The 22,625-nt window shown below is 66.6% G+C and carries 22 protein-coding genes; 4 read left to right on the top strand and 18 right to left on the bottom strand.

The genetic code is table 11. The features are described from left to right. Window positions 1-508: 508 nt before the first annotated feature. The 13 genes from ACEOAB_RS06440 to ACEOAB_RS06380 form a co-directional block, all read right to left on the bottom strand. The gene (locus ACEOAB_RS06440) at window positions 509-1,990 is read right to left on the bottom strand and encodes a DegQ family serine endoprotease (RefSeq protein ID WP_413748677.1); all 1,482 of its coding nucleotides are present in this window, start codon (window positions 1,988-1,990) and stop codon (window positions 509-511) included. 94 nt (window positions 1,991-2,084) lie between these two features. Beyond that, entirely contained in the window at window positions 2,085-3,167 is a 1,083-nt protein-coding gene (locus ACEOAB_RS06435) for a MucB/RseB C-terminal domain-containing protein (RefSeq protein WP_413748676.1), read from the bottom strand. 29 nt (window positions 3,168-3,196) lie between these two features. After that, window positions 3,197-3,871 carry a sigma-E factor negative regulatory protein gene (locus ACEOAB_RS06430; protein ID WP_413748675.1) on the bottom strand — a complete coding sequence of 225 codons (675 nt, stop codon included), beginning with the start codon at window positions 3,869-3,871 and terminating at the stop codon, window positions 3,197-3,199. A gap of 17 nt (window positions 3,872-3,888) precedes the next feature. Then, window positions 3,889-4,563, bottom strand: coding sequence for an RNA polymerase sigma factor RpoE (gene rpoE / locus ACEOAB_RS06425; protein WP_413314991.1), 675 nt, complete (start codon window positions 4,561-4,563; stop codon window positions 3,889-3,891). 10 nt (window positions 4,564-4,573) lie between these two features. Next, window positions 4,574-4,915, bottom strand: coding sequence for a hypothetical protein (locus ACEOAB_RS06420; RefSeq protein ID WP_235507828.1), 342 nt, complete (start codon window positions 4,913-4,915; stop codon window positions 4,574-4,576). A 157-nt stretch (window positions 4,916-5,072) separates the two neighbouring features. Further along, on the bottom strand, window positions 5,073-6,317 hold the full coding sequence (gene fabF / locus ACEOAB_RS06415; RefSeq protein ID WP_007830472.1) for a beta-ketoacyl-ACP synthase II: 1,245 nt from the start codon (window positions 6,315-6,317) through the stop codon (window positions 5,073-5,075). Window positions 6,318-6,416: 99 nt separating this feature from the next. After that, window positions 6,417-6,656 (bottom strand): acyl carrier protein, encoded by a 240-nt coding sequence (gene acpP / locus ACEOAB_RS06410; RefSeq protein WP_007830471.1) that lies wholly within the window; start codon window positions 6,654-6,656, stop codon window positions 6,417-6,419. Between the two features lie 98 nt (window positions 6,657-6,754). Beyond that, window positions 6,755-7,498 (bottom strand): 3-oxoacyl-ACP reductase FabG, encoded by a 744-nt coding sequence (gene fabG, locus ACEOAB_RS06405; protein WP_056510018.1) that lies wholly within the window; start codon window positions 7,496-7,498, stop codon window positions 6,755-6,757. 28 nt (window positions 7,499-7,526) lie between these two features. Next, a complete protein-coding gene (gene fabD / locus ACEOAB_RS06400) occupies window positions 7,527-8,480 on the bottom strand; it encodes an ACP S-malonyltransferase (RefSeq protein ID WP_413748674.1) in 954 nt (317 codons plus the stop codon). 53 nt (window positions 8,481-8,533) lie between these two features. Next, on the bottom strand, window positions 8,534-9,514 hold the full coding sequence (locus tag ACEOAB_RS06395) for a beta-ketoacyl-ACP synthase III (protein WP_056586708.1): 981 nt from the start codon (window positions 9,512-9,514) through the stop codon (window positions 8,534-8,536). Further along, entirely contained in the window at window positions 9,514-10,611 is a 1,098-nt protein-coding gene (plsX, locus tag ACEOAB_RS06390; RefSeq protein ID WP_413748673.1) for a phosphate acyltransferase PlsX, read from the bottom strand. Before plsX ends, ACEOAB_RS06395 begins: the two co-directional genes overlap by 1 nt. A 61-nt stretch (window positions 10,612-10,672) precedes the next feature. Next, entirely contained in the window at window positions 10,673-10,855 is a 183-nt protein-coding gene (rpmF, locus tag ACEOAB_RS06385; protein WP_007830466.1) for a 50S ribosomal protein L32, read from the bottom strand. A 164-nt stretch (window positions 10,856-11,019) separates the two neighbouring features. Next, window positions 11,020-11,577, bottom strand: coding sequence for a YceD family protein (locus ACEOAB_RS06380; protein WP_413748672.1), 558 nt, complete (start codon window positions 11,575-11,577; stop codon window positions 11,020-11,022). 82 nt (window positions 11,578-11,659) lie between these two features. Between ACEOAB_RS06380 and ACEOAB_RS06375 the strand changes: the two genes are divergently transcribed. From ACEOAB_RS06375 to ACEOAB_RS06365, 3 genes are read left to right on the top strand one after another with little or no spacing between them, the layout of a single operon-like run. Continuing rightward, on the top strand, window positions 11,660-12,241 hold the full coding sequence (locus ACEOAB_RS06375) for a Maf family nucleotide pyrophosphatase (RefSeq protein ID WP_056510010.1): 582 nt from the start codon (window positions 11,660-11,662) through the stop codon (window positions 12,239-12,241). Further along, window positions 12,238-13,008: an SAM-dependent methyltransferase gene (locus ACEOAB_RS06370; RefSeq protein ID WP_413751371.1), complete on the top strand. Its 771-nt coding sequence runs from the start codon at window positions 12,238-12,240 to the stop codon at window positions 13,006-13,008. The genes ACEOAB_RS06375 and ACEOAB_RS06370 overlap by 4 nt, the downstream gene beginning before the upstream one ends. Before the next feature lie 2 nt (window positions 13,009-13,010). Then, on the top strand, window positions 13,011-14,165 hold the full coding sequence (locus ACEOAB_RS06365; protein WP_495653551.1) for an MFS transporter: 1,155 nt from the start codon (window positions 13,011-13,013) through the stop codon (window positions 14,163-14,165). Window positions 14,166-14,169: 4 nt separating this feature from the next. Here ACEOAB_RS06365 and ACEOAB_RS06360 read toward each other — a convergent pair whose 3' ends face one another. From ACEOAB_RS06360 to ACEOAB_RS06345, 4 genes are read right to left on the bottom strand one after another with little or no spacing between them, the layout of a single operon-like run. Next, window positions 14,170-15,186 (bottom strand): S49 family peptidase, encoded by a 1,017-nt coding sequence (locus ACEOAB_RS06360; protein ID WP_413750770.1) that lies wholly within the window; start codon window positions 15,184-15,186, stop codon window positions 14,170-14,172. A 1-nt stretch (window position 15,187) separates the two neighbouring features. Continuing rightward, window positions 15,188-15,559 carry a Rieske (2Fe-2S) protein gene (locus ACEOAB_RS06355; protein ID WP_007830460.1) on the bottom strand — a complete coding sequence of 124 codons (372 nt, stop codon included), beginning with the start codon at window positions 15,557-15,559 and terminating at the stop codon, window positions 15,188-15,190. 10 nt (window positions 15,560-15,569) lie between these two features. Continuing rightward, window positions 15,570-16,241, bottom strand: a complete 672-nt coding sequence (locus ACEOAB_RS06350) for an HAD family hydrolase (protein WP_413750771.1) — start codon at window positions 16,239-16,241, stop codon at window positions 15,570-15,572. Beyond that, the gene (locus tag ACEOAB_RS06345) at window positions 16,234-17,334 is read right to left on the bottom strand and encodes an RluA family pseudouridine synthase (protein WP_495653550.1); all 1,101 of its coding nucleotides are present in this window, start codon (window positions 17,332-17,334) and stop codon (window positions 16,234-16,236) included. The genes ACEOAB_RS06350 and ACEOAB_RS06345 overlap by 8 nt, the downstream gene beginning before the upstream one ends. Window positions 17,335-17,895: 561 nt before the next feature. On the opposite strand from ACEOAB_RS06345, the gene ACEOAB_RS06340 reads away from it, so the two are divergent. Continuing rightward, window positions 17,896-21,129 (top strand): Rne/Rng family ribonuclease, encoded by a 3,234-nt coding sequence (locus ACEOAB_RS06340; protein ID WP_495653549.1) that lies wholly within the window; start codon window positions 17,896-17,898, stop codon window positions 21,127-21,129. Window positions 21,130-21,338: 209 nt separating this feature from the next. Here the strand turns inward: ACEOAB_RS06340 and ACEOAB_RS06335 are convergent, their stop codons facing one another. Then, window positions 21,339-22,622 carry a heme biosynthesis protein HemY gene (locus ACEOAB_RS06335; protein ID WP_495653548.1) on the bottom strand — a complete coding sequence of 428 codons (1,284 nt, stop codon included), beginning with the start codon at window positions 22,620-22,622 and terminating at the stop codon, window positions 21,339-21,341. Window positions 22,623-22,625 lie beyond the last annotated feature (3 nt).

The raw sequence follows: 22,625 nt of genomic DNA, 5'->3' as shown, positions 1-22,625 counted from the left end.
TAAGTACTTGAATTGGCTCGTGCGCAGAGTGCGACAGGCAAGAAAAAAGGGCGCGTCTTCTGGAGACGCGCCCTGAACCAACAAGCAATGGCAACTGCAGTAGTTGGAACTTCATTGTAGGCAAAAAGGGAAGCACGTACATCCGGGAACAGGGTCCAAAGGGGTCGTTGCAGGTCCACAACATTAAAGATACGAACAGGTTATCCACAGGATCGGTGGAGCAGTTGCTGAACAACTTGTGGGCGATCTGTGGAGCACCGGTGGACTGCTGTCTGACATCTCGCATCGTGAAGGTCAGGGCACTCCTTATGCGCTGACCGCCCGACGAGGGTGCCCTATTCTACCGAAATCCGTCCTTAGCCTTCCAATAAGTTAGTGGCTGCAAACAAATATTGGCATTTCCAGGCCGTCAGATTTTTTTCGAGGCTGGCGTCAGAACGTCGCAAACACCTCAAAAAATGGCCCCAAACCCGACTACCGGGTGGGGCCACTTGACGCAAACGCCGGATCAGCGTGCGGGACGAATCAGCGCGTACTGCGCCCAGTCGCCGCGCCGGAACAGCACGCTGAGCGGCTTGCTCTTGTCGGCCTTGCCGACGGCCGACTCGAATTCGCGCACGCTCGAAACCTCGACATTCGCCACCGCCAGGATGATGTCGCCTTCGCGCAGGCCCGCACGAGCCGCGGCGTCGTTGGCGGCATCGACCTTCACGCCGCCCTTCAGCTTGAGCTCTTTCTTCTGCGCGTCGGTGAGATCGCTCACGGCCAGGCCGAGCGACTTGAGGGCAGCGGATGCCGACGGCTTCGGCGCCGGCTCGTCGCGGTCGCTCGCGCGCTTGCCGGGCTTGTCGGGCTCGATCTCGGCAATGGTCACGTTGAGATCGCGCGAAGCACCGCGGCGAAACACCGTGAGCGTGCTCTTGGTGCCCGGCTTGGTGTTGCCCACCAGGCGCGGCAAGTCGCTCGGCTTCTCGATGGCCTTGCCGTCGAACTTGGTGATGACGTCACCCGGCTCCACGCCGGCCTTCTCGCCCGGCGAACCGGCTTCGACGCCGCGCACCAGTGCACCCTGCGCCTTGCCCAGCCCGATGGCTTCGGCCACGTCCTTAGTCACCTGGTCGATCTGCACGCCGATGCGGCCGCGCGAAACGCGCCCCGAGGTGCGCAGCTGCTCGCTCACGCGGATCGCCTCATCGATCGGGATCGAAAACGAGATGCCCATGAAACCGCCCGAGCGCGAGTAGATCTGGCTGTTGATGCCAACCACTTCGCCGCGCATGTTGATCAGCGGGCCACCCGAGTTGCCGGGGTTGATGGCCACGTCGGTCTGGATGAACGGCAGGTATTCGCCGGTGTCGCGCTGCTTGGCGCTCACGATGCCGGCGGTGACGGTGTTCTCGAGACCGAAGGGCGAGCCGATGGCCATCACCCATTCGCCGACGCGCAGCTTGGAGATGTCGCCGACCTTCACCGCGGGCAGGCCCGTGGCCTCGATCTTGACGACCGCGACGTCGGTGCGCTTATCGGCGCCGATGATCTTGGCCTTGAACTCGCGCTTGTCGGTCAGCGTGACCAGCACTTCGGAGGCGTCCTCGACCACGTGCGCATTGGTCATCACGTAGCCGTCGGCCGTGAGAATGAAACCGGAGCCGACGCCGCGCGGACGCTCCTCTTCCTGCGGCTGCTGCGGCCGGTTCGGCCGCGGGGTCGAGCGCGGTGCGCCGGGCAGCGGCTGGCCGAAGAAGCGGCGGAAGAACTCCTGCATTTCCTCGTCCATCTCGCCGTTGCTGCCGCGCTGTGCGACCTTCTCGACGGTGCGGATGTTGACCACGGAGGGGCCTACCTGATCGACCAGGTCGGTGAAATCGGGCAGTGTGCGCGTCTGCGCATGGGCCGGCTCGACCGGCAGGAATGTGGCGCCAGCTGTCACTGCGAGCGCAAGAGCCAGCAGGCCGGAACGAAACTTGTGTCCCTCGACTTTGAAGATCATCGGTTTTCTTTCAAAAGAACAGAGCGGCTGAAAAACAAGTGCTGTGAGTCTGCACCGTGCGCTTGGTTCAGCGCAACTGGGCTTGTGCGGCCCGTCAGCGCGTACGCGCGAGGCTTTGGGCGAACGCATTGAGCGTCTGCTGCGGCACCTCGCCGACCGCGGTCAGCCACCAGTCGCTAGCCGGTTCGGGCAGACGCCGGCGGATGGCATTGGTCGCGCCGATGGTCAGCACGCCGTCGCGCGGCGCGCGCGCCGGGTCGTAGCGCTCGATGAAGAGCGACACCGAGGCCAGGCCATCGGAGAAGGTCCACTGGACCGTGGCCGCGTCCTGCTTCGGCTTGCCGCTGCTGCCTTCACCGCCTGCCGTCGGACGGCGGAAGAAGCTTCGGGGCTTGAATCCGGCCACGGGTGTTCGCAGCATCCAGCCTTCGTCCTGCGCGTTGCTGCGCTCGAGCTCCAGCTTCTCGACGCGGTAGCCCGAGGTGTTCGACATCATCTGCGAGAGCGCCTGCGCCTTCACCGGCGCGTCGAGCTGCAGTTCGGAGAAGGCCGATTGCTCCACCACGCGGGATTCGCTGTCGATGGTCTGCAGTTTCACCACCAGCCCCGAGCGGCGCTCGCTCCAGATGCGATAGCCGAAGCGCAGTCCGTCGTGCGGCACCAACTGCACCACGTCGGCGTCGAAACCGGCCACGCGGTCCTTGCCGATCGCGCGCACGTCGTAGAAATCGCCGATCGATGAATCGGGCTGGTCCGGCAGGTTCGGGAAGAGATCGAGGTTCTCGCGCTTCTCGACCTTCACAACTTTTGCTTCCGGCAGGAAGGTCATGACATTGCGGTTGCGCCGGAAAGTCGAGCGCTGCGGCCCCGACAGGGCTTCGATGCGTTCGATCTGGTGCTCACCGTCGCGCACATGCCAGATACGCGCGCTCGACAGATCGCCGCCCGGCGCCGACACCACGAAGGTGCCCACGTAGTTGCGCTGCCGGGCCCCCGCGTGCATGCGCTGCAGCCACTCGGTCACGCCCATGGCCGGCGGCTCGTCCGTCTGTGCGGTGGCCGCACTCTTCGCATTTGCAGCGCCCGAGCGGGTCTGCGCGGTGGCAGCCTGCGCAAGGCAGAAAGCGGCAAACACAAGCACGCAGGCGCGTGCGGAGATCGGCATCTGAACGGTCATTGCGGGCGGCGGGTAGGAGTTGCGCGCACTCAGCGCGTCGGTCCCTCGAAAGTGGCATTGCGCAGGAAACCCGAAGGCATTTGCGATGCGCCGCCGGCCTGCTGGTGCGCCTCGAGCAGTTGGTCGAGCCGCGGATCGCGCAACATGACTTGAGGATTGCCATTGCCCACGAGCACACGCGTCGGGGTCAGCACGCTGCCGGCGGGCTGCGGGCTGTTGATCGCTGCTGCCGCCAGCACCGAATTCACCGCCGGCTGCTGTTGCTGCGGGACCGACGCCAGCTGCGCGCCTCCCTGCGGAACCGCGGCGCCGTTGCCGACCAGGGTCCAACTGATGGCGGCCACGGCCATCAGCGACGCCGCACCGGCCACCAGCTTCCAGCGGAACACCGGCTCGTTGGCCGCTTCCGCCCTGCGCTGCACAGGCTGTGTCACCGATGCGGCAACCGGCGTCGACGCAGGGGCGACCATCACGGGCTCCGCCGCCAACCGCTGTTGGAAGCGCGCCAAGAATGTGGAGGTGTCGCTGCACGGCGAATGCGAACCCGAACGCAGCACGTCGCCCGCGACGTGGAAGGCCTGCCATGCCGCCCGCGCCTCGCCATCGGCGCAGATTGCCTCGATCGCCTGCGCGAACACCTCGCCCTGCAAATGACCATCCGCAAGTGCGGACACCTGTTCCCGAACCGTCATCGTCTGATTCATTTCATTCACCTGCTTACTTACCAACGCTTGCCGGACTGGTTGTCCAGCAGTGGCTTGACCCTGGCCGAAATGGCCTCGCGCGCCCGGAAAATACGCGAACGCACCGTACCGATGGGGCAATCCATGACCTCGGCAATCTCTTCGTAACTCATGCCCTCGATCTCACGCAGCGTGACCGCCTGGCGCAGCTCGACAGGGAGCGCTTCCATGGCTGCCTCGACGGCACTGGCGATTTCGTTCGCTGCCATGACCGATTCGGGGGTTTCGTCGGTGGTTGGTTCGTTTCCGGGACGGTAAGTTTCATCGTCGTCCTCAGAAGAAGGCCTCAGGGCAGCCTCGGAAATGGTTGGATCGCGCTTCATGTCCACCAGCGCCTTCTTGGCGGTGTTGACGGCGATCCGGTAAAGCCAGGTGTAGAACTGCGCCTCGCCGCGGAACTGATGCAATGCGCGGTAGGCGCGAATGAAGGTTTCCTGCGCGATGTCCTCGATCAGGTCGACGTCGCGCACCATCCGCCCGATCAGGCGCTCGATGCGGCGCTGGTATTTGATGACCAGCAATTCGAACGCCTTTTGGTCGCCCGCGACGGTACGTTGGACCAGTTGGAAATCGACCTCGCCCGGACGCGGCGCCGCGGCGGGCACATCGGTCAGGCCGGATTCCGGCGGCACGGGAGGCACGGAAGTGGTCATCGACGAGAGTTCAGGGCGCGTCGGCCGGCGCCGTCGCGCGCCAGGGATCGCCAGCAGGTGCCGCCGACGGGGCGCGCGCATATAGCGCGCGGCGCACGTCGCGCCAGCGCTCCGGCATGGCCCTCTGCTCGATCCAGAGCCAGCGCCTGGCGCGGCCCGGTTCGGTCAGGCCGACCAGCATCAGCGACTGGAAATCGAGCGCCGCGAATGCCCGGGCGGCATGCACGGTGCGGGAGGCAGGGCCTCCCGTCAGCGACCAATGGAGACCGTCGAAATGCAGCACGCCCGCGCCATCGCGCCGCAAGCCGAAGCCCGCGGCGACGCCTGCGAATACGACACTGAAAACCAGCAACAGCTGGCGCCATCCAGCGCTATCGAAGAGATAGCAGGACGCGCCCGCACAGCAAGCGCCCAGGGCCCAGAGAACAACGAGAATCCGGGTTGCGCCACGCGAGCGCCCCGCCGGATAGGTCACCGACGGCGCGCTGTGCATGAAAGAGCAATGCTGCTCAAGCGCGCTTGAACACCAGCGTGCCGTTGGTGCCGCCGAAGCCGAAGTTGTTCTTGACCGCGACATCGATCTTCAGATCGCGCGCCTCGTTGGCGCAGTAGTCGAGATCGCACTCCGGATCCTGGTTGAAGATGTTGATGGTCGGCGGGCTCTTCTGCTCGTGCAGCGCCATCACCGTGAACACCGATTCGATGCCGCCCGCGCCGCCCAACAGGTGGCCGGTCATGGACTTGGTCGAATTCACGACGAGCTTCTTCGCGTGATCGCCGAATGCCAGCTTGACCGCGTTGGTCTCGTTGAGGTCGCCGATCTGCGTCGAGGTGCCGTGCGCGTTGAGGTACTGCACCTGGTCGGCATTGACGCCGGCATTGGCCAGCGCCATGGCCATCGAGCGGCGCGGGCCGTCGACGTCGGGCGCGGTCATGTGGTACGCGTCACCCGTCAGGCCGAAGCCCGCGACTTCGGCGTAGATCTTGGCGCCGCGCGCCTTGGCATGCTCGTACTCTTCGAGCACCAGCACGCCAGCGCCCTCGCCCAGCACGAAACCATCGCGGTCCTTGTCCCACGGACGCGAGGCCGTGGCGGGATCGTCGTTGCGCGTGCTCAACGCGCGAGGCGCGGTGAAGCCGCCGATGCCGAGCGGGGAAATGGTCGATTCCGCACCGCCCGCGATCATCACGTCGGCATCGCCGTACTCGATCATGCGTGCCGACGTGCCGATGGCATGCAGGCCGGTGGTACAGGCCGTGACGACAGCGATGTTCGGGCCCTTGAAGCCGTACTTGATCGAGACGTGGCCCGAGATCATGTTGATGATCGACGCCGGCACGAAGAACGGCGAAATGCGGCGCGGGCCGCGATTCGCGTATTCGCCGTGCGTTTCTTCGATCATCGGCAGACCGCCGATGCCGGAGCCGATGTTGCAGCCGATGCGCACGGCTTTTTCATAGGACAGCGCTTCGCCGGTCGGCAGTCCGCTGTCCTGCACCGCCTGGATGGCAGCGGCGAGCCCCAGATGAATGAAGCGGTCCATGTGACGCGCTTCTTTCTCCGAGATGTATTGGGTGATGTCGAAACCCTTGACCTCACCGGCGAACTTGCAGGCAAAGGCGCTTGCATCGAACGCGGTGATGTTCGCAATACCCGACTTCCCGGCCAACAGGTTGGCCCAGGATTCGGTTGCGGTGTTTCCGACAGGAGCGATGCAACCGAGTCCGGTCACGACGACGCGGCGTTTGGTCATGCCGGCAAACCTTTCTGGAAGCGCTGAACAGTTGCCTGTCGGCGCGAGCGGTTCAAGTAAAAGCCGCCGGCCGCAGTTGCAGTGTTGTCAGCTGGCCTATCAGGCCTTTTGATTCTTGGTGGCGTAGTCGACGGCGTTTTGCACCGTGGTGATCTTCTCGGCATCTTCGTCGGGAATTTCGATGCCGAATTCGTCTTCGAGTGCCATCACGAGTTCGACCGTGTCGAGCGAGTCCGCGCCGAGGTCGGCCACGAAGGCCTTTTCATTCGTCACTTGGGACTCTTCCACGCCGAGCTGCTCGGCGATGATTTTCTTGACACGTGCTTCGATATCGCTCATTTGGTTCCCTCTGAGGGTTGTAGGTAATCGGTGGATTTTAGCCGGGCGCATTGTGGCATTTGCCGTGCACCCGGTACGGGGAAATTTGCGCCTTGCGGCTACATGTGCATGCCGCCGTTGACGTGCAGCTCCTGCCCCGTGACGTAGGACGCCTGGGGCGATGCGAGGTAAGCCACCGCGTGCGCGATATCGGCCGGCTTGCCCAGATGGCCCAGCGGAATCTGCTGGAGCAGCGCCTGCTGCTGGGCCTCGGGAAGGCTGGCCGTCATGTCGGTTTCGATGAAACCGGGTGCGACGCAGTTGACGGTGATGTTGCGGCTGCCGAGTTCGCGAGCCAGCGCGCGGGTCATGCCCGCAACGCCGGCCTTGGCCGCCGCGTAGTTGGCCTGGCCTGCGTTGCCGGAAGCGCCGACCACGCTGGTGATGCTGATGATGCGGCCGTAGCGCTGCTTCATCATCGGCCGGATCACCGCGCGCGAGAGCGAGAAGACGGCCTTGAGGTTGGTGTCGAGCACCGCATCCCAATCGCTGTCCTTCATGCGCATGGCGAGCGTGTCGCGCGTGATGCCGGCGTTGTTCACCAGCACATGGATTGCGCCGTAGGCCTGCACGATCTCGTCGATCAGGGCCTCGACGGCGGCGCCGTCATTCACGTCGAGTGCACGGCCGCGGCCGTCGAAGGCGCTGAGTGCCGAGGTGATCTTGGCCGCGCCGTCGTCGGTGGTGCCGGTGCCCACGACCTTGAGACCGCGCTGGGCCAGTTCCAGCGCGATCGCTGCGCCGATACCGCGCGTCGCGCCGGTGACCAGGGCGACTTGCCCTTCGAATTTGGGAATGCTCATAAGAAAAAGTGTCGGGGCCTTGCCGGGTTCAGCCGGCGAGCGATTGTCGGGTGTCCGCGAGCGTGGCCGGGTCGTACACCGACGCGGCTTCCAGATCGGGGGCGATGCGCTTCACCATGCCGGCCAGCACCTTGCCGGGACCGCATTCGATGATGGCGGCTATACCGCGCAGTTTCAAGGCCTGCACGCTCTCGACCCAGCGCACCGGGCCGGCAGCCTGCCGCACCAGGGCGTCGCGAATGCGGTTGGCATCGGTTTCAACGGCAACGTCGATATTGTTCAGTACGGGAATCTGTGGCGCGGCCAATTCGAGGGAAGCCAGCTTCTCGCGCAATGCTTGCGCCGCGGGTTTCATGAGGCTCGAATGGAACGGAGCCGAAACCGGCAGCAGCAGCGCGCGCTTGGCGCCGTTGGCCTTGAGCAGTTCGCAGGCCTTGTCGACCGCGGCCTTGCTGCCGGCGATCACGGTCTGCATCGGGTCGTTGAAATTCACCGCCTCGACGATTTCCGCACTGCCGGCGCCAAAACTGGCCGTGGCTTCCGCACACCCGGCCACCACTTTACCCGACTCCATGCCGAGCACCGCAGCCATTGCGCCGACACCGACAGGCACCGCCTGCTGCATCGCCTGCGCGCGAAAACGCACCAGCGGCGCGGCCTGCGCGAGCGTGAGCACGCCCGAAGCCACCAGCGCGGAATACTCGCCGAGCGAATGGCCGGCCACGGCTGAAGGCGCCGCGCCTCCCTCTGCCAGCCAGGCACGCCACGCGGCCACGCCGGCAACCAGCATCACGGGCTGGGTGTTGGTGGTGAGCGCCAGCTCTTCCTTGGGACCATTCTTGATGAGCGCACCGATGTCTTCGCCGAGCGCTTCGGAAGCTTCGAGAAGCGTTTCGGCCACGGCCGGATGATCGCCCCAGGCGTCGAGCATGCCGACGGCCTGCGAGCCCTGACCCGGAAAGACAAAAGCAAAGGATTTCATTGTTTCAAGCGTCATCTCGCATCGCAGCACCCTCTTCCGGGCGCTGCAACGCACTACAGATTCAACAGCACCGCGCCCCAGGTGAAGCCGCCGCCCACGCCTTCGAGCATGAGCGTCTGGCCCTTTTTCACCTTGCCGGAGCGCACGCCCTCATCGAGCGCCAGCGGAATCGATGCAGCGGAGGTGTTGCCGTGCTCGTTCACCGTGACGATCAATCTCTCGCGCGGAAGCTTCAGCTTCTTCGCCGTGCCTTCCATGATGCGGATGTTGGCCTGGTGCGGAATGAGCCAGTCGATATCGGAATCGGTCTTGCCGGCCTTGGCCAGCGTGGTGCGCGCCGCTTCCTCGAGCACGCGCACTGCGAGCTTGAAGACGGCTTGGCCATCCATGTGCAGCAGCGGCGTACCAAGCACGTTGCCGCCGGACACGTGGCCCGGCACGCAAAGAATGCCGACGTGCTTTCCGTCCGCATGCAGGTCGCTGGCCAGGATGCCAGGCTCTTGACTGGCCTCGAGCACCACCGCGCCCGCGCCGTCGCCGAACAGCACGCAGGTGGTGCGGTCATTGAAGTCGAGGATGCGGGAGAACACTTCGGCGCCCACCACCAGTGCGCAGCGCGCGGAGCCCGTGCGGATCATCGCGTCGGCAACGGTGAGCGCATAGACGAAGCCGCTGCAAACCGCCTGGACGTCGAATGCCGGGCAGCCGGCAATGCCGAGCTTGTTCTGCAGGATGGCGGCCGACGACGGGAACACCATGTCGGGCGTCGAGGTCGCGACGATGATCAGGTCGACGTCGCTGGCCTTGCGGCCGGCGGCTTCCAGGGCGTGCCGGGCGGCTTCGAAACCAAGGTCGCTGCTCGTGACGTCCGGCGCGGCGAAGTGCCGCGCATGGATGCCGGTGCGTTCGACGATCCATTGGTCGGAGGTTTCGATACCGCGCGTCGCCAGATCCTTGGCGAGATCGTCATTGGTCACGCGGCGTGGAGGCAGGTAGCTGCCGGTGCCGGTAATGCGTGAGTAAGGAGGGGTCATCAAACGTGAAGGGCCGTCGCGTCGACCGGCGCCGCCGGGTCCTGCCGCGCGAGCAAAGGCGCGGCGTGGGCGATGCGGGCCCGCACGCGATCGAGCAGGTTGTTGCGAGCGGCATCATAAGCGCGATCCAGCGCATGGCCGAAAGCCACTTCGTCAGCCGAGCCATGGCTCTTGAAAACCAGGCCACGCAGGCCCAGGAGCGCTGCACCGTTGTACCGTCGATGGTCCAAGCGCGTTTTAAATGCTTTTAGGACCGGATAGGCAACAATTGCAGCAAGTTTCGTGAAAACGCTTCGCGAAAACTCGACTCGAATGAACTCACCGATCATGGAGGCCACGCCTTCGCTGGCCTTCAAGGCTACGTTTCCGACGAACCCGTCGCAAACGACGATGTCGGTGGTGCCTTTGAAGATATCGTTGCCTTCCACGTTGCCGTAGAAGTTCAGATCCTTGGAATTGGCAGCCGTACGCAGCAGTTGGCTTGCTTTTTTGATGGTTTCGCTGCCCTTGATAGCTTCTTCGCCAATATTGAGCAAGCCGACCGAAGGCGCCTCGTTACCGGTCAATGCCGAGACCAGCGCCGAACCGAGCACTGCGAACTGAAGCAGGTCCTCGGCATCGCAATCGACATTTGCCCCCAGGTCGAGCACCGTCGTCGCCCCGCCCTTCGCGTTCGGCAACTGCGGCGCGATGGCCGGACGGTCGATGCCTTCCAGCGTCTTGAGCAGGTAGCGCGCAATGGCCATCAGGGCGCCGGTGTTGCCAGCCGAGACCGCTGCCTGGGCAGCGCCGTCCTTTACCTGCTGGATCGCCACGCGCATCGAAGAGTCCTTCTTCTTGCGCAGGGCGATTTCAATCGGATCGTCCATGCCCACCACTTCGCTGGCAGCGACGATGCGGGCACGTGGATGCGCGGCAAATCCCGCCAGTGCGGCCGGCGCACCGACCAGCAGCAACGAGGCCTCGCTGTGCCGCTCGAGAAACGCGCGGCAGGCCACGAGCGTGACGCGCGGCCCATGGTCGCCTCCCATGCAATCCACGGCGAGCGTGATTGCAGAAGGCGCAGCAGTGATTTCGGGAGAAGAAGGCGTAGCCATCAAAACAAAGGCCCGACGCTACGGCAGAAGTAGCTTCGGGCCTTGGCCTTGGGATGCGGAATCAGGCTTCGGACTTGTTCTTGAGCACCTGGCGGCCACGGTAGAAACCGTTGGGGCTGATGTGGTGACGCAGGTGCGTTTCGCCGGTGGTCGGCTCCACGGCGATGCCGGGAACGACCAGCGCATTGTGGGAACGGTGCATGCCGCGCTTGGAAGGCGACTTCTTGTTTTGCTGGACGGCCATGATGGCTCCTGGACTGTTAGGTGAGTGATTGGATACGGGCTCAAGCGGTGGCAATACAGAAACTTCAGCGGCATGTATGGAATGCCCCTCTCGTTGCTACCTGTATCGCTGCTCACGGCGGCGCGCGCGAAGCCCATGATTATAGCCCAGCCGGCAGGAAAGGGCTACTTCCCCTCTTCCGGCTTGCGCGAACGCAACGCACCGAGCACCGCAAAAGGGTTCGGCTTGGCTTCCTCGGCCGCCTTGAAGTCTTCGTCGCTGGACGAAAGCTGGACCGGCGTCGGACAGACATCATGGGCGGGCATGACAGGGATTTCCATCAGCAGTTCGTCCTCGATCAGGGCGTGCAGGTCGAAATCCCGGCTTACGACGAGCAGATCTTCCTCGGATTCCTCGTCCTGCGCCTCGGCGGTGGCCTCATCGGCCACGAAGCGGAACCAGCGATCCACCGACAGCAGGGAATCGACGGGCGACAGGCAGCGCTGGCAAACCAGCGGCACCACGGCTTCGGCCTCCAGGTGCAGCCAGGGCGTAGCCTTGCCATCCGCGCCGGGGCGTTCTTCCCCATGGGCCACCCACCGGACCAGCGCATCGGGCGCCGGAATGGCCAGTTCGGCAACCAGGCGCTCATAGTCAGGAACCGGGTCGGCGGCTTCCAGGGTGGCGGCAGCGGCGGTAAAGCCCGGCACATTGAGCCGTTCGGGGGCAAATTCTCTCTTCATCCGCGGCAGTCTAGCGCGCCGGGCGTTCCCCCGGCGCGGGACATGGCGGAGGGTCTTGAGCGGCTCACGCACAATCGCCCTCATGCAACGCACCGTGATCCTCGCCTCGACCTCGCGCTACCGCCGCGAATTGCTCACCCGCCTGCGCCTGCCCTTCGATGTGCACTCGCCGGAAGTCGATGAAACGCCACTTGCCGGCGAAACACCGCATGACCTCGCCGTGCGCCTCGCGCTGGAAAAGGCCAATGCCGTGGCCGCCCGCTTCCCCGACGCTGTGGTGATCGGTTCCGACCAGGTGGCCGACCTGGCGGGCGAAGCGCTCGGCAAGCCCGGCGACCATGCCCGCGCCACCGCCCAGCTGCGCCGCATGCGCGGCCAGACGTTGATCTTCCAGACAGCCGTGGCCGTCGTCTGTCATGCCACCGGCTTCGCCCAGCGCGACATCGCGCCCGTGCGCGTGGTGTTTCGCAACCTCACCGACACCGCTATCGAACACTATCTGCAAGCCGAGCAGCCCTACGACTGCGCGGGCAGCGCCAAGAGCGAAGGCCTGGGCATCGCATTGCTGAGCGCCATCGACAGCGACGACCCGACCGCACTGGTCGGCCTGCCGCTGATCCGCACCTGCCAGATGCTGCGCGCCGCGGGGGTCGATCTGCTGTGACACAACAAAAGGGCAAGCTCTACCTCGTACCCGCGCCGCTCGACTTCGGCTGCGACGTGCAAGCCCCGCTGCAGGACGCCCTGCCACTGGGCACGCTGCAAGCGGCCGCCGGCATCACCCACTGGATCTGCGAGAACGCGAAGTCCGCGCGCGCCTACCTCAAGCGCATCGACGCAGTCGCGCCACTCGCTGCACCACTGCAGGCTCAGGCCATCCAGGAACTGCCGCGCGAAGTGCACAAGAAAGGCGATCATGCCGGCCAGTTCGATGCCCGCCCCCTGCTGGCCGCCGCGCTCGAAGGCCACGACATCGGTCTATTGAGCGAAGCCGGCATGCCGGCGGTGGCCGATCCGGGCTCCTCGGTGGCGCGCGCCGCGCACGACCTGGGCATCACGGTGGTGCCGTTGACCGGCCCTGTTTCACTGCTGCTGGCGCTTGCAGCGAGCGGCCTCAACGGCCAGAACTTCGCCTTCGTCGGCTACCTGCCGCAGGACGCCGTTGAGCGCCAGACCCGCATCCGCGAGCTCGAAGCGCTCGCGCTCAAGTCAGGCCAGACGCAGCTGTTCATCGAAACGCCCTACCGCAACGCCGCGCTGCTGCAGGCGCTCGTGCAGACCCTGCAGCACAACACCCGGCTCGCCGTGGCGCGCGGCCTGACGCTCGCCACCGCCCACGTACGCAGCGAGACGATCAAGTCCTGGCGCGCCGCCAAGCCGCAAGCCACGACAGACGAACGCCTGCCCGCCGTGTTCGCCATCGGCCGCTGACGATGGGCGGCGTTACCGCAGCCACGCGCTGGGCATCGCGCGCGCAGTTCTTTTGCGCCGGCTTCATCTTCGCGACCTGGGGCGTGCACGTGCCGACGGTCAAGGCGCACTACGGAATCGACGAAGCGCAGCTCGGCCTGGCGATGCTCGCGGCCGGCGCCGGTGCGATGTTCGGCCTGACCAGCGCGGGCCGCTGGATCGGACGCCACGGCCCGCGCCGCGTGGCCGGCATCTGCGGCTGCATCTACGCGCTGCTGCTGGCCGGCCTGATCGCGATGCCTGGTTACGCTGCCCTGTTGGGCCTGCTGGCCGCCTTCGGCCTCGTGACCAGCGTGTTCGACGTGTCGATCAACACCGAGGCGGCGCAGCTCGAGCTGCATGGCGACACGCCCTTGATGAGCGGCATGCACGGCATGTTCAGCCTGGGCGGCATGGCCGGCGCCGCGAGCGGCAGCGCCGCGCTGGCAGCCGGACTCAGCGCGCAGGCGCACCTGCTGCTGGTCGCCGCAGCAATGGCGCTGCTCGTCGCGGCGGCCTCGACGCGCATGCTGCCCAGAGCCGCCACCAGCGGCGCCACCGAGGCCGACCATGGCTTCCTGCTGCCCCGTGGCGCGCTCGCGGTACTGGGCGTGCTGGCCGCGCTGGGGCTGATCGCCGAGGGCGCCATTTACGACTGGAGCGTGCTCTACATGCAGCAGGAAATCGGCAGCCCGCAGCAACAGGCCGCGCTGGCCTATGCGAGCTTCTCGGCCGCAATGGCGGCGGCGCGTTTCGGCGGCGACGCGATGCGCGCCCGCTTCGCCCCGGCCACGCTGCTGCTCGGCAGCGGCCTCCTGGCAGCGCTAGCGATGACGCTGGTACTGGTCACCGACCTGCCGTGGCTGGCGCTGATCGGCTTCGCGGGCGTGGGCGTCGGCTTTGCGAACGTGGTGCCGATCCTGTTCTCGGCTTCGGCAAAAGTGCCGGGCATCGAGCCTGCGCGAGGCATTGCATCGGTCTCGGCCCTGGCGTACCTGGGATTCATGGCAGGCCCGGCGGTGATCGGGCTGCTGGCGCGGGCGACCTCGCTGACTGTGGCGCTCTATGTGGTCGTGGCCTTCGCCGCGGCGCTGGCGGCGTCGGCGCGCTACACCGCCAGCGGCGAGAACAACAAATAGGAAATCAGCGCAGGGCCGGAGCGGTGTGCATCAGGCGCACCGTGGTTTCGGCCATCGCGGCACCGAATTTCTTGGCCAGCTTCTCGGCCACGTTGTCGCGCCGCGTGTAGTCGATCACCTCTTCGGCCTTGATGACTTCGCGCGCCACGTAGTCGACGTTGCCCAGCTGATCGGCAAGGCCGAACTCGACCGCCTGCTCGCCGCTCCAGAACAAGCCGCTGAACAGGCCCGGGGTGTCGAGCTTCAGGCGGTCGCCGCGGCCAGCCTTGACCACGTTGATGAACTGCGTGTGGATCTGGTTCAGCATCGTCTGTGCATGGGCGCGCTGCGCATCGGTCATCGGGCTGAAGGGATCGAGGAAGCCCTTGTTCTCGCCGGCGGTCAGCAGGCGGCGCTCGACGCCGACCTTCTCCATCACGCCCGTGAAGCCGAAGCCGTCCATCAGCACGCCGATGCTGCCGACGATGCTGGCCTTGTCGACGAAGATCTTGTCGGTGGCAGCAGCGATGTAATAGGCAGCCGAAGCGCAGGTTTCCTCGACCACGGCATAGACCGGCTTCTTGTACTTGGCCTTCAGGCGCTTGATCTCGTCGTTGATGATGCCGGCCTGCACCGGACTGCCGCCGGGCGAGTTGATCAGCAGCACCACGCCCTTGGCACCCTCGTCCTCGAAGGCCGTCTTCATCGCTGCGATCACGAACTCCGCGCTCGCATCCCCGCCGTTGGCGATTTCGCCCTTGATCTCGACGACGGCCGTATGGGCCGTGGTCTTGGCCGCGCTCGGCGTGCCGCGCGAGAGCGCGAACCAGGCCAGGAAGATGAAGAAAGCCAGCCACGACAGGCGCACGAAGGTCTTCCAGCGGCGCGTGGCCCTCTGTTCGTTCAGCGAAGCGAAGGCGAGCTTTTCGAGCGTGGCGCGCTCCCATCCGGGGCGCTGCGTGGGATCTTTGGCCATGTTCTTGGAGGGGGCCGGCTCAAATGGTTCGAACCCTTCGGGTTCCGTTCGGTTCGGGTCGGTCATGTCAGAAGGTCAGGGGGTGAAGGTTCCAGTCAGTATGCCAGTGCACCACGCCGTCATGCTCGCTCAAGGCGATCTTCACGAGGCCACCGCGGCATGGGCCGCCCATGCATTCGCCGGTGTCGGGCTTGTAGACCGCGCCGTGCGTGGCGCACAGCAGCCACTGGCCCGTGTCGTCGAAGAAGCGGTCGGGCTGGAAGTCGAGCTCCATCGCGACATGGCTGCACCGGTTGAGAAACGCATGCGGCCGCCCCTCGAAACGCACCGCGAAGGCGCGGCATGTTTCTCCGCCGTAGACCACGTCGAAAGGCACGGCCAGGCCACCCTCGACCAGGTCCGAGGCGTTGCACAGCGGAATGCGTTCTTCGTCGCTCATGGCGGGGTCTTCAGGCGTTGTCGAGGAGCCAGGCTTCCAGCCCGGCCACCGAATGCGCGATGTGCAGCGGCTTGAATTCGTCGAAGCTGGCCGGTTCGTGCGCGCCGTAGCTCACGCCCACGCTGGCGGCGCCCGCGTTCTGGGCGAGCTGCAGGTCGTGCGTGGTGTCGCCGATCATCAGCGTGCGTTCCGGCGGCACGTCGAGTTCTTCCATCAGCTCCAGCAGCATGCGCGGATGCGGCTTACCGAAGGTTTCGTCGGCCGTGCGCGAGGCGTCGAAGCGGTCGCGCAGCGCGACCGACCTGAGCGCTTCGTTGAGGCCGCGGCGCGACTTGCCCGTGGCCACGGCCAGCTTGTGGCCGCGCGCGCGCAGCGCATCGAGCATCTGCAGCACGCCGTCGAAAAGCACGAGGTCGTCCTGGTGCTGGAGGTAGTGATAGCGATAGCGCGCGCCGAGTTCGGCATATTTTTCCTTCGGCACGTCGGGCGCCGCGCGGGCGAGCGCCTCGGCCAGGCCCAGGCCGATCACCCAGGCGGCGTCGTTCTCGCTCGGCTTGGCACCACCGACGTCGATCACCGCCGCCTGGATGCAGCGCACGATCAGGCGCGTGGAGTCGTAGAGCGTGCCGTCCCAGTCGAAGGCGATCAGGTCGAAGCGAAGGGGGCGGGGGGAATCAGTCATGGGTCGTCGCAACGGGGTGTTGGGCCAGCGCCTCGAGGGCGGCAGGCGGCATGAGCGCGTGCAGCTCGGGCGGCAGGCGGGCCTGCAACGCCACGCGATCACCGCTGGCCGGGTGGTTGAATTGCAGCCGCCAGGCATGCAGGAACATGCGCTTGAGGCCGAGTTTCTGCAGCGCGCGCTGGCGTTCGGACTCGCCGTACTTGTCGTCGCCGGCAATCGGATGGCCGGCCGACGCGAGGTGGACACGGATCTGGTGCGTGCGGCCAGTCTTGATCGTCACCGCGAGCAATGACAGCGGCGTGGCATCCCCCGGCAGCGACAACCGTGCCAGCACGCGCACCAGCGTGACGGCGCGCATGGCATCCGGATGGTCCTTGGCGACCACGCGCACACGGCGCTCGCCGGCGCCCGCACCGGAGCCGTCGGGCAGCAGATATTTGGCGAGCGGCGCATCGAGCACCTTCTTGTTGGCGGGCCAGGTCCCCTCGACCAGCGCCAGGTAGGTCTTGCCGGTCTCGCGTTCGCGGAACTGGTCCTGCAGCGCGACCAGCGCGCTGCGCTTCTTGGCGACCAGCAGGATGCCGGAGGTTTCGCGGTCCAGCCGATGCACCAGTTCCAGGAATTTGGCGGCGGGCCGCGCCGTGCGCAATTGCTCGATCACGCCAAAGCTCACGCCGCTGCCACCGTGGACGGCCACGCCGGCCGGCTTGTCGATGGCCAGCACGGCATCGTCTTCCAGCAGCACCGGGAACTCGCGCGCCGGCGCGGGTGGGGCCGCGCCCTCTTCCGCGCGGGGCGAGATGCGGATCGGCGGCAGCCGCAGCACGTCGCCCACCTCGATGCGGGTTTCGGCCTGCGCCCGGCCTTTGTTGATGCGCACCTCGCCGGACCGGATGATCCGGTAGACGTGCGTCTTCGGGACGCCTTTCAGATGGCGGAACAGGAAGTTGTCGAGCCGCTGCCCGGCAGATTCGGCGTCGACCGTGAGGAATTTGATGGCCGAATGCGGCGCCCCGGTATCGGTTGGGGCTTTTGGGTCTGCGGGATTTGGAGCAGCCGCCGGGCCCTGCTTCGCACCTATAATGTTTTTCACCAGCGCGGTCATGTAAGTGCTTGATTAGACAGAAGTTTAGTCCACTGCCATCAAATACCCAGGACAGCGCTGCGAGGTCGATGCCGCTTTGGCGCCGAGCTGCAAACCCCGCGCAATGGCGCAAAGTGGCAGACCAGGCACCCAAGTCAAGCCGACACCCACGAAACACCGATACGGAATACCCAGCCTGCAGCTTCCAAGCTGCCGGCGGATCGAAGCGAGTCCCTTGTTGTGTTGATGCTGCTGATTCAAATGTGCCTGCGCTGGCCGACCTGGTTTCGACCAGCGGCCTCAGGCATTGAATCGTCCGCGGCGCGCGCCACCCTTGCGCAACCGGCTATCAAAAAGATAGCCACTCAACACCGAATCTGGCTCGCGCCCATCCACGCGCCCCCACCCCGGCTGTCTTCTTGAGCTAGCGCTCGAGAGGCCTGCTCGCGCCTGGCGCGGCAGTCACAGCATCCGGGGCCCAAGCGGCAATTCCCTGGTTTCGCGGGCGTCGTCCGTGCATCGTTGGCTCGTCAAGAGCCGGTAGAACGATACATATAAGGACAACGCATCATGAAGCGGATGCTGATCAATGCCACGCAGGCCGAAGAACGCCGCCTGGCCATCGTCGACGGGCAGAAACTGCTCGACTACGAAATCGAAATCGAAGGGCGCGAACAGCGCAAGGGCAACATATACAAGGCGGTCGTGACCCGCGTCGAGCCCTCGCTCGAAGCCTGTTTCGTCGACTACGGCGAAGACCGCCACGGCTTCTTGCCGTTCAAGGAAATCTCCAAGCAGTACTTCGCCGAAGGCGTGTCGGCCAGCCAGGCCCGCATCCAGGACGCGATCCGCGAAGGCCAGGAACTCACCGTCCAGGTCGAGAAGGAAGAACGCGGCAACAAGGGCGCGGCCCTCACCACCTTCATCTCGCTGGCCGGCCGCTACGTCGTGCTGATGCCGAACAACCCCCGTGGCGGCGGCGTCTCGCGCCGCATCGAGGGCGACGACCGCGCCGAACTCAAGGAGGCGATGGACCAGCTCGAGTACCCGAAGGGCATGAGCATCATCGCGCGCACCGCCGGCATCGGCCGCATCGCGTCCGAACTCCAGTGGGACCTGAACTACCTGCTCAAGCTCTGGAGCGCCATCGACGGCGCGGCCAAGGGCGGCAAGGGCGCCTTCCTGATCTACCAGGAATCGTCGCTCGTCATCCGCGCCATCCGTGATTACTTCAATCACGACATCGGCGACATCCTGATCGACACCGACGACATCTACGACCAGGCGCAGCAGTTCATGGCGCACGTCATGCCCGAGCATGCCGCCCGCGTGAAGCGCTACCGCGACGACGCGGCGCTGTTCAGCCGCTTCCAGATCGAGCACCAGATCGAATCGGCCTACGCACGCACCGTGCAACTGCCCTCGGGCGGCGCCATCGTGATCGACCACACCGAAGCGCTGGTCTCGGTCGACGTGAACTCGGCCCGCGCCATCAAGGGCGGCGACATCGAAGAAACCGCCACCCGCACCAACCTCGAAGCCGCCGACGAAGTGGCCCGCCAGATGCGCCTGCGCGACCTGGGCGGCCTGATCGTCATCGACTTCATCGACATGGACGAGTCGAAGAACCGCCGCGAAGTCGAAAGCCGCCTGCGCGACGCGCTGCGGCAAGACCGCGCCCGCGTGCAGTTCGGCTCGATCAGCAAGTTCGGCCTGATGGAAATGAGCCGCCAGCGCCTGAAGCCGGCGCTCAGCGAAGGCTCGTCGATCCCCTGCCCCCGCTGCGGCGGCTCGGGCCACATCCGCGACACCGAGTCGAGCGCGCTGCAGATCCTGCGCATCATTCAGGAAGAGTGCCTGAAGGACAACACGGCCGCCGTGCACGTGCAGGTGCCCGTGGAAGTCGCCTCGTTCCTGCTGAACGAAAAGCGCCCCGAAATCGCCAAGATCGAACTCAAGCAGCGCGTCACCGTGCTGATGGTGCCCAACAAGACGCTCGAAACGCCGAACTACAAGCTCGAGCGCCTGAAGCACGACGATCCGCGCCTCGACCACATCGAAGCCAGCTACAAGATGGCCGACGAGATCGAGGACCCGACCTCGGTCACGCGCCGCTCGCAGGAGCCCACCAACAAGCAGACGCCGGTCATCAAGGGCGTGCTGCCCGACGCTCCCGCGCCAGTAGTGCCGCCCAAGCCCGAAGCGGTGCGCGCGCCTGTCGCCGCAGCACCCGCACCGGTCGCTCCGCCCGTGGTGAGCGCGCCGGTTCCGGCACAGACCGGCTTCTTCGGCTGGATCAAGAACCTGTTCGGCGGCACGCCGGCACCCGCTCCAGCGCCTGCGCCGGCTGCGATTCCGGTCGAGGCGCCGAAGCCCCGCCGCGACGGCCGACCGGGCCGCGATGGCGAACAGCGTGCCGGCGGACGTGACGGTGAACAGCGCCGCGGCGGCCGTGGTGGCGAAGCTCGCGGTGAAGGCCGTGGCGAGAGCGGCGGACGCTCCGGTGGCCGCGACGGCGAACGCCGTGGTGGCCGTGGCGGCGAGCGCCGTGAAGGTCGCGAAGGCCGTGAAGGCCGCGTCAGCGAGCAGCGCAGCGACGGCATCAACCAGCCGCGTGAACAACGCGAACCGCGCGAGCAGCGTGAGCCCCGCGAGCCACGTGAAGCGCGCGCACCGCGCGACGGCGAACAACGCCGCAGCGGCCGTGGCGAGCGCCGCGAAGGCGAAGGCCGTGAAGGCCGCAACAACGCGCCGGCCGAGGCCCTCGACGGCAACATCAGCCTGGAAGCCCAGCAACTGGCATCCGGCGCTGTCGCAGGCGACGAAGGCAACGCAGCTGAACGCGCACCCCGCGCCCGCGGCGAACGCCGTGAACGTGGCGAGCGCAATGAGCGTGGCGAACGTGCTGAACGCGGCAACGACCGTGGTGGCGAACGCGCCGAGCGCAACGGCGACAACGGCCAGCCGCGCGGCGACGCAGCACCCGCTGGCGACGAAGCCGCCCAAGGCGAGCGCCAGCCCCGCAGCGGCCGCGACGAACAGCGCGCTCCGCGTGGTGACCGTGGTGGCGATCGTGGCGACCGCAACGACGGCCGCCGCGAACGCCGCAACGATGCGCCGCAAGCCGAAGCGGATGCACGCGGCGCCGAAGCCGCGGCTTCCGATGCGGCGCAAGGCAATGAAGCCATCAACGGCAACAACGAGCAGATGCCTCGCCGCGAAGGCGACGAGCGTCGCGGCCGTTCGCGCGACCGTTACGGCCGTGACCGCCGCGAACGCGGCCCGCGCGACGAAGCTGAAGCCGGCAGCACGGCCGGCGCGCCGGTCGCCGAAGGCGTCGCAGCGGAAGCCCCGGAGTCCCGTCCGCAGCAGCAACTGCCGCTGGTGTCGGAACGCGCCGAAGCAGCTCGAGAAGTTGCCGCACCGGAAGCCCGCCAGCCCGCCGCACCGCAGCAGGTCCGCACCGAGCGCCCGGCGCCGGTGTCCGCACCGATCGTGGTCGAAAGCGCCAAGGCACCTGCAGCCGCCAACGGCCGCGCGCTGCCCAAGGTCCAGTCCTTCGAGCTGCCACTGACCGAACTCGCGCAGATCGCCGAGAACTCGGGCCTGCAGTGGGTCAACTCGGATGCCGAGCGCATCGCCCAGGCCCGCGCCGCCATCGAGGCCGAGCCGAAGCCGGTGCACGTGCCGCGCGAACGCCCGCCGGTGGTCATGCTCGACGAAGGCCCGCTGGTGCTGGTCGAAACCCGCCGCGACCTCGGTTCGATGTCGCTGCCGTTCGAGCAGCAGCAACGCACGCTTTGAGCGACACACGCCCGCAACCAAAAACGGCGCCACCTGGCGCCGTTTTTTTATGCCTTGCAATGAGCCGGTAGCTCGCATCGCCGCGCGAATGCCATGCTGGATCGCCGGGATATCTTCAGGGTGCGTCGGGCTACGACGCGGTCATGGCCCGCTCGGGACTCCGGGTGCGCGCCCCCGCCCCGCGCTCATCCGCCTGCCGCTGCAGACGCTCAGCTGTTCTCGACCTGCGCCGCGCGCTTCCACGCCTCGGCGGCCTGCTCGGTGTCGTTGCGGTCTTCGGCCAGCCTGGCCAGTGCAAGCCAGGCGCGGCGGTACAGCTCGGTGTCCTGCAGTCCCAGGCCGGCCTGCATCAGCAACTGCTGGGCCTTGCCCCACAACTGGCGCTTCATGCAGGCCATGCCCGCGAGGTATTGCAGGTTCGGGTCGCGCGGGTTGTTGCGCTGTGCACTTTCGATGCGCGCCAGCCAGTCGGCGTCCACCGAATCGAGCCCCGCTTCGAGCGCGCGCGCGAGCTTGACGCGCAACGCGTCACCCAGCCCACGCGGATTGGCCACCATGCGCTCCCAGGCCGGCAGCAGCCAGCCGCGCGCCAGTGCGAGGTCGCCACGCAGCGCGACCATCCGTTGCGCGGCATGGATTGCCACCTCGGGCATTCCGCGTTCGCTGGCATCGAGTTCGGTCCAGGCGCGAAGCAGCTGCGCAGGATCGTGCGCGCCCGACAGCAACTCGGTCGCGAGGCCCCGCACGATGCTCTGCGCCGCGGCTTCCGAGAACGCCCGGTGCTTGGCCAGCAGGCGCGCGGTTTCGAGCGCCTCGAGCGTGCGGCGATCCTGCCGCGCCGCCTTGAGCCGCAGCCGCAGGGCCAGCGTGCGGCGCTGTGCGCCTTGCGGCAGCTCTTCGAGCCGGGCGAGCGCCGCCGCCGCATCGCGGTCCTCGAGCGCCCAGCGCGCCGCGCGCAGTTGCACGCCCTCGCGCGTCTCGGGGCTGGAGAGCACGGCGCGGTCGGCGCTTTCGTTGAGGGCCTGCTGCAGGTGGGCGTCGCGCGCCGGCTTGTCCTGCAGGGCCTGCGCGCTTTCAGCGGCCAGCAGATGCGACAGCACGCGCACCTGCTGCGCCTGCGGCAGGCTGGCGCCCAGCGCGGCCAGCGTCTTCTCTTGCGTCAGTGCGGCCTGGGCCGCCTTGCGGGCGCGCGAGAAGCGGCCGGAGATGAGTTGCACCATCGCGTCGAGCAGCGCCGCATGCAGCGTGCGTTCCTTCTGCTGCAGCCGCCATTGGCGCGCCTGCTTCGGCAGCGAGAACAACGCCGCCAGCGCGCGCAGCGCGGCGTGCAGCAGCACGAAGGCCACCAGCAGGATCACCAGCACGAGGTTGAGCGACAGGTCGACGCGCCACGGCGGCCAGAACACGGTGATGGTGCCCTGGTTGTTGCCTGCGAACAGGGCGACGGCCGCGGCAACGGCAAACAGCGCGAGGAGCCAGATTGCGGCGCGCATTCC

Source organism: Variovorax sp. Varisp53, from assembly GCF_059491555.1.
Note: the sequence above shows the minus strand (reverse complement) of the source record. Positions and strands in the feature narration are given on the sequence as shown.

Coding starts and splice junctions, on each gene's coding strand:
- ACEOAB_RS06440 (WP_413748677.1), bottom strand. CDS start 1,990: ATGATCTTCAAAGTCGAGGGACACAAGTTTCGTTCCGGCCTGCTGGCT.
- ACEOAB_RS06435 (WP_413748676.1), bottom strand. CDS start 3,167: ATGACCGTTCAGATGCCGATCTCCGCACGCGCCTGCGTGCTTGTGTTT.
- ACEOAB_RS06430 (WP_413748675.1), bottom strand. CDS start 3,871: ATGAATCAGACGATGACGGTTCGGGAACAGGTGTCCGCACTTGCGGAT.
- rpoE (WP_413314991.1), bottom strand. CDS start 4,563: ATGACCACTTCCGTGCCTCCCGTGCCGCCGGAATCCGGCCTGACCGAT.
- fabF (WP_007830472.1), bottom strand. CDS start 6,317: ATGACCAAACGCCGCGTCGTCGTGACCGGACTCGGTTGCATCGCTCCT.
- acpP (WP_007830471.1), bottom strand. CDS start 6,656: ATGAGCGATATCGAAGCACGTGTCAAGAAAATCATCGCCGAGCAGCTC.
- fabG (WP_056510018.1), bottom strand. CDS start 7,498: ATGAGCATTCCCAAATTCGAAGGGCAAGTCGCCCTGGTCACCGGCGCG.
- fabD (WP_413748674.1), bottom strand. CDS start 8,480: ATGAAATCCTTTGCTTTTGTCTTTCCGGGTCAGGGCTCGCAGGCCGTC.
- ACEOAB_RS06395 (WP_056586708.1), bottom strand. CDS start 9,514: ATGACCCCTCCTTACTCACGCATTACCGGCACCGGCAGCTACCTGCCT.
- plsX (WP_413748673.1), bottom strand. CDS start 10,611: ATGGCTACGCCTTCTTCTCCCGAAATCACTGCTGCGCCTTCTGCAATC.
- rpmF (WP_007830466.1), bottom strand. CDS start 10,855: ATGGCCGTCCAGCAAAACAAGAAGTCGCCTTCCAAGCGCGGCATGCAC.
- ACEOAB_RS06380 (WP_413748672.1), bottom strand. CDS start 11,577: ATGAAGAGAGAATTTGCCCCCGAACGGCTCAATGTGCCGGGCTTTACC.
- ACEOAB_RS06375 (WP_056510010.1), top strand. CDS start 11,660: ATGCAACGCACCGTGATCCTCGCCTCGACCTCGCGCTACCGCCGCGAA.
- ACEOAB_RS06365 (WP_495653551.1), top strand. CDS start 13,011: ATGGGCGGCGTTACCGCAGCCACGCGCTGGGCATCGCGCGCGCAGTTC.
- ACEOAB_RS06360 (WP_413750770.1), bottom strand. CDS start 15,186: ATGACCGACCCGAACCGAACGGAACCCGAAGGGTTCGAACCATTTGAG.
- ACEOAB_RS06355 (WP_007830460.1), bottom strand. CDS start 15,559: ATGAGCGACGAAGAACGCATTCCGCTGTGCAACGCCTCGGACCTGGTC.
- ACEOAB_RS06350 (WP_413750771.1), bottom strand. CDS start 16,241: ATGACTGATTCCCCCCGCCCCCTTCGCTTCGACCTGATCGCCTTCGAC.
- ACEOAB_RS06340 (WP_495653549.1), top strand. CDS start 17,896: ATGAAGCGGATGCTGATCAATGCCACGCAGGCCGAAGAACGCCGCCTG.
- ACEOAB_RS06335 (WP_495653548.1), bottom strand. CDS start 22,622: ATGCGCGCCGCAATCTGGCTCCTCGCGCTGTTTGCCGTTGCCGCGGCC.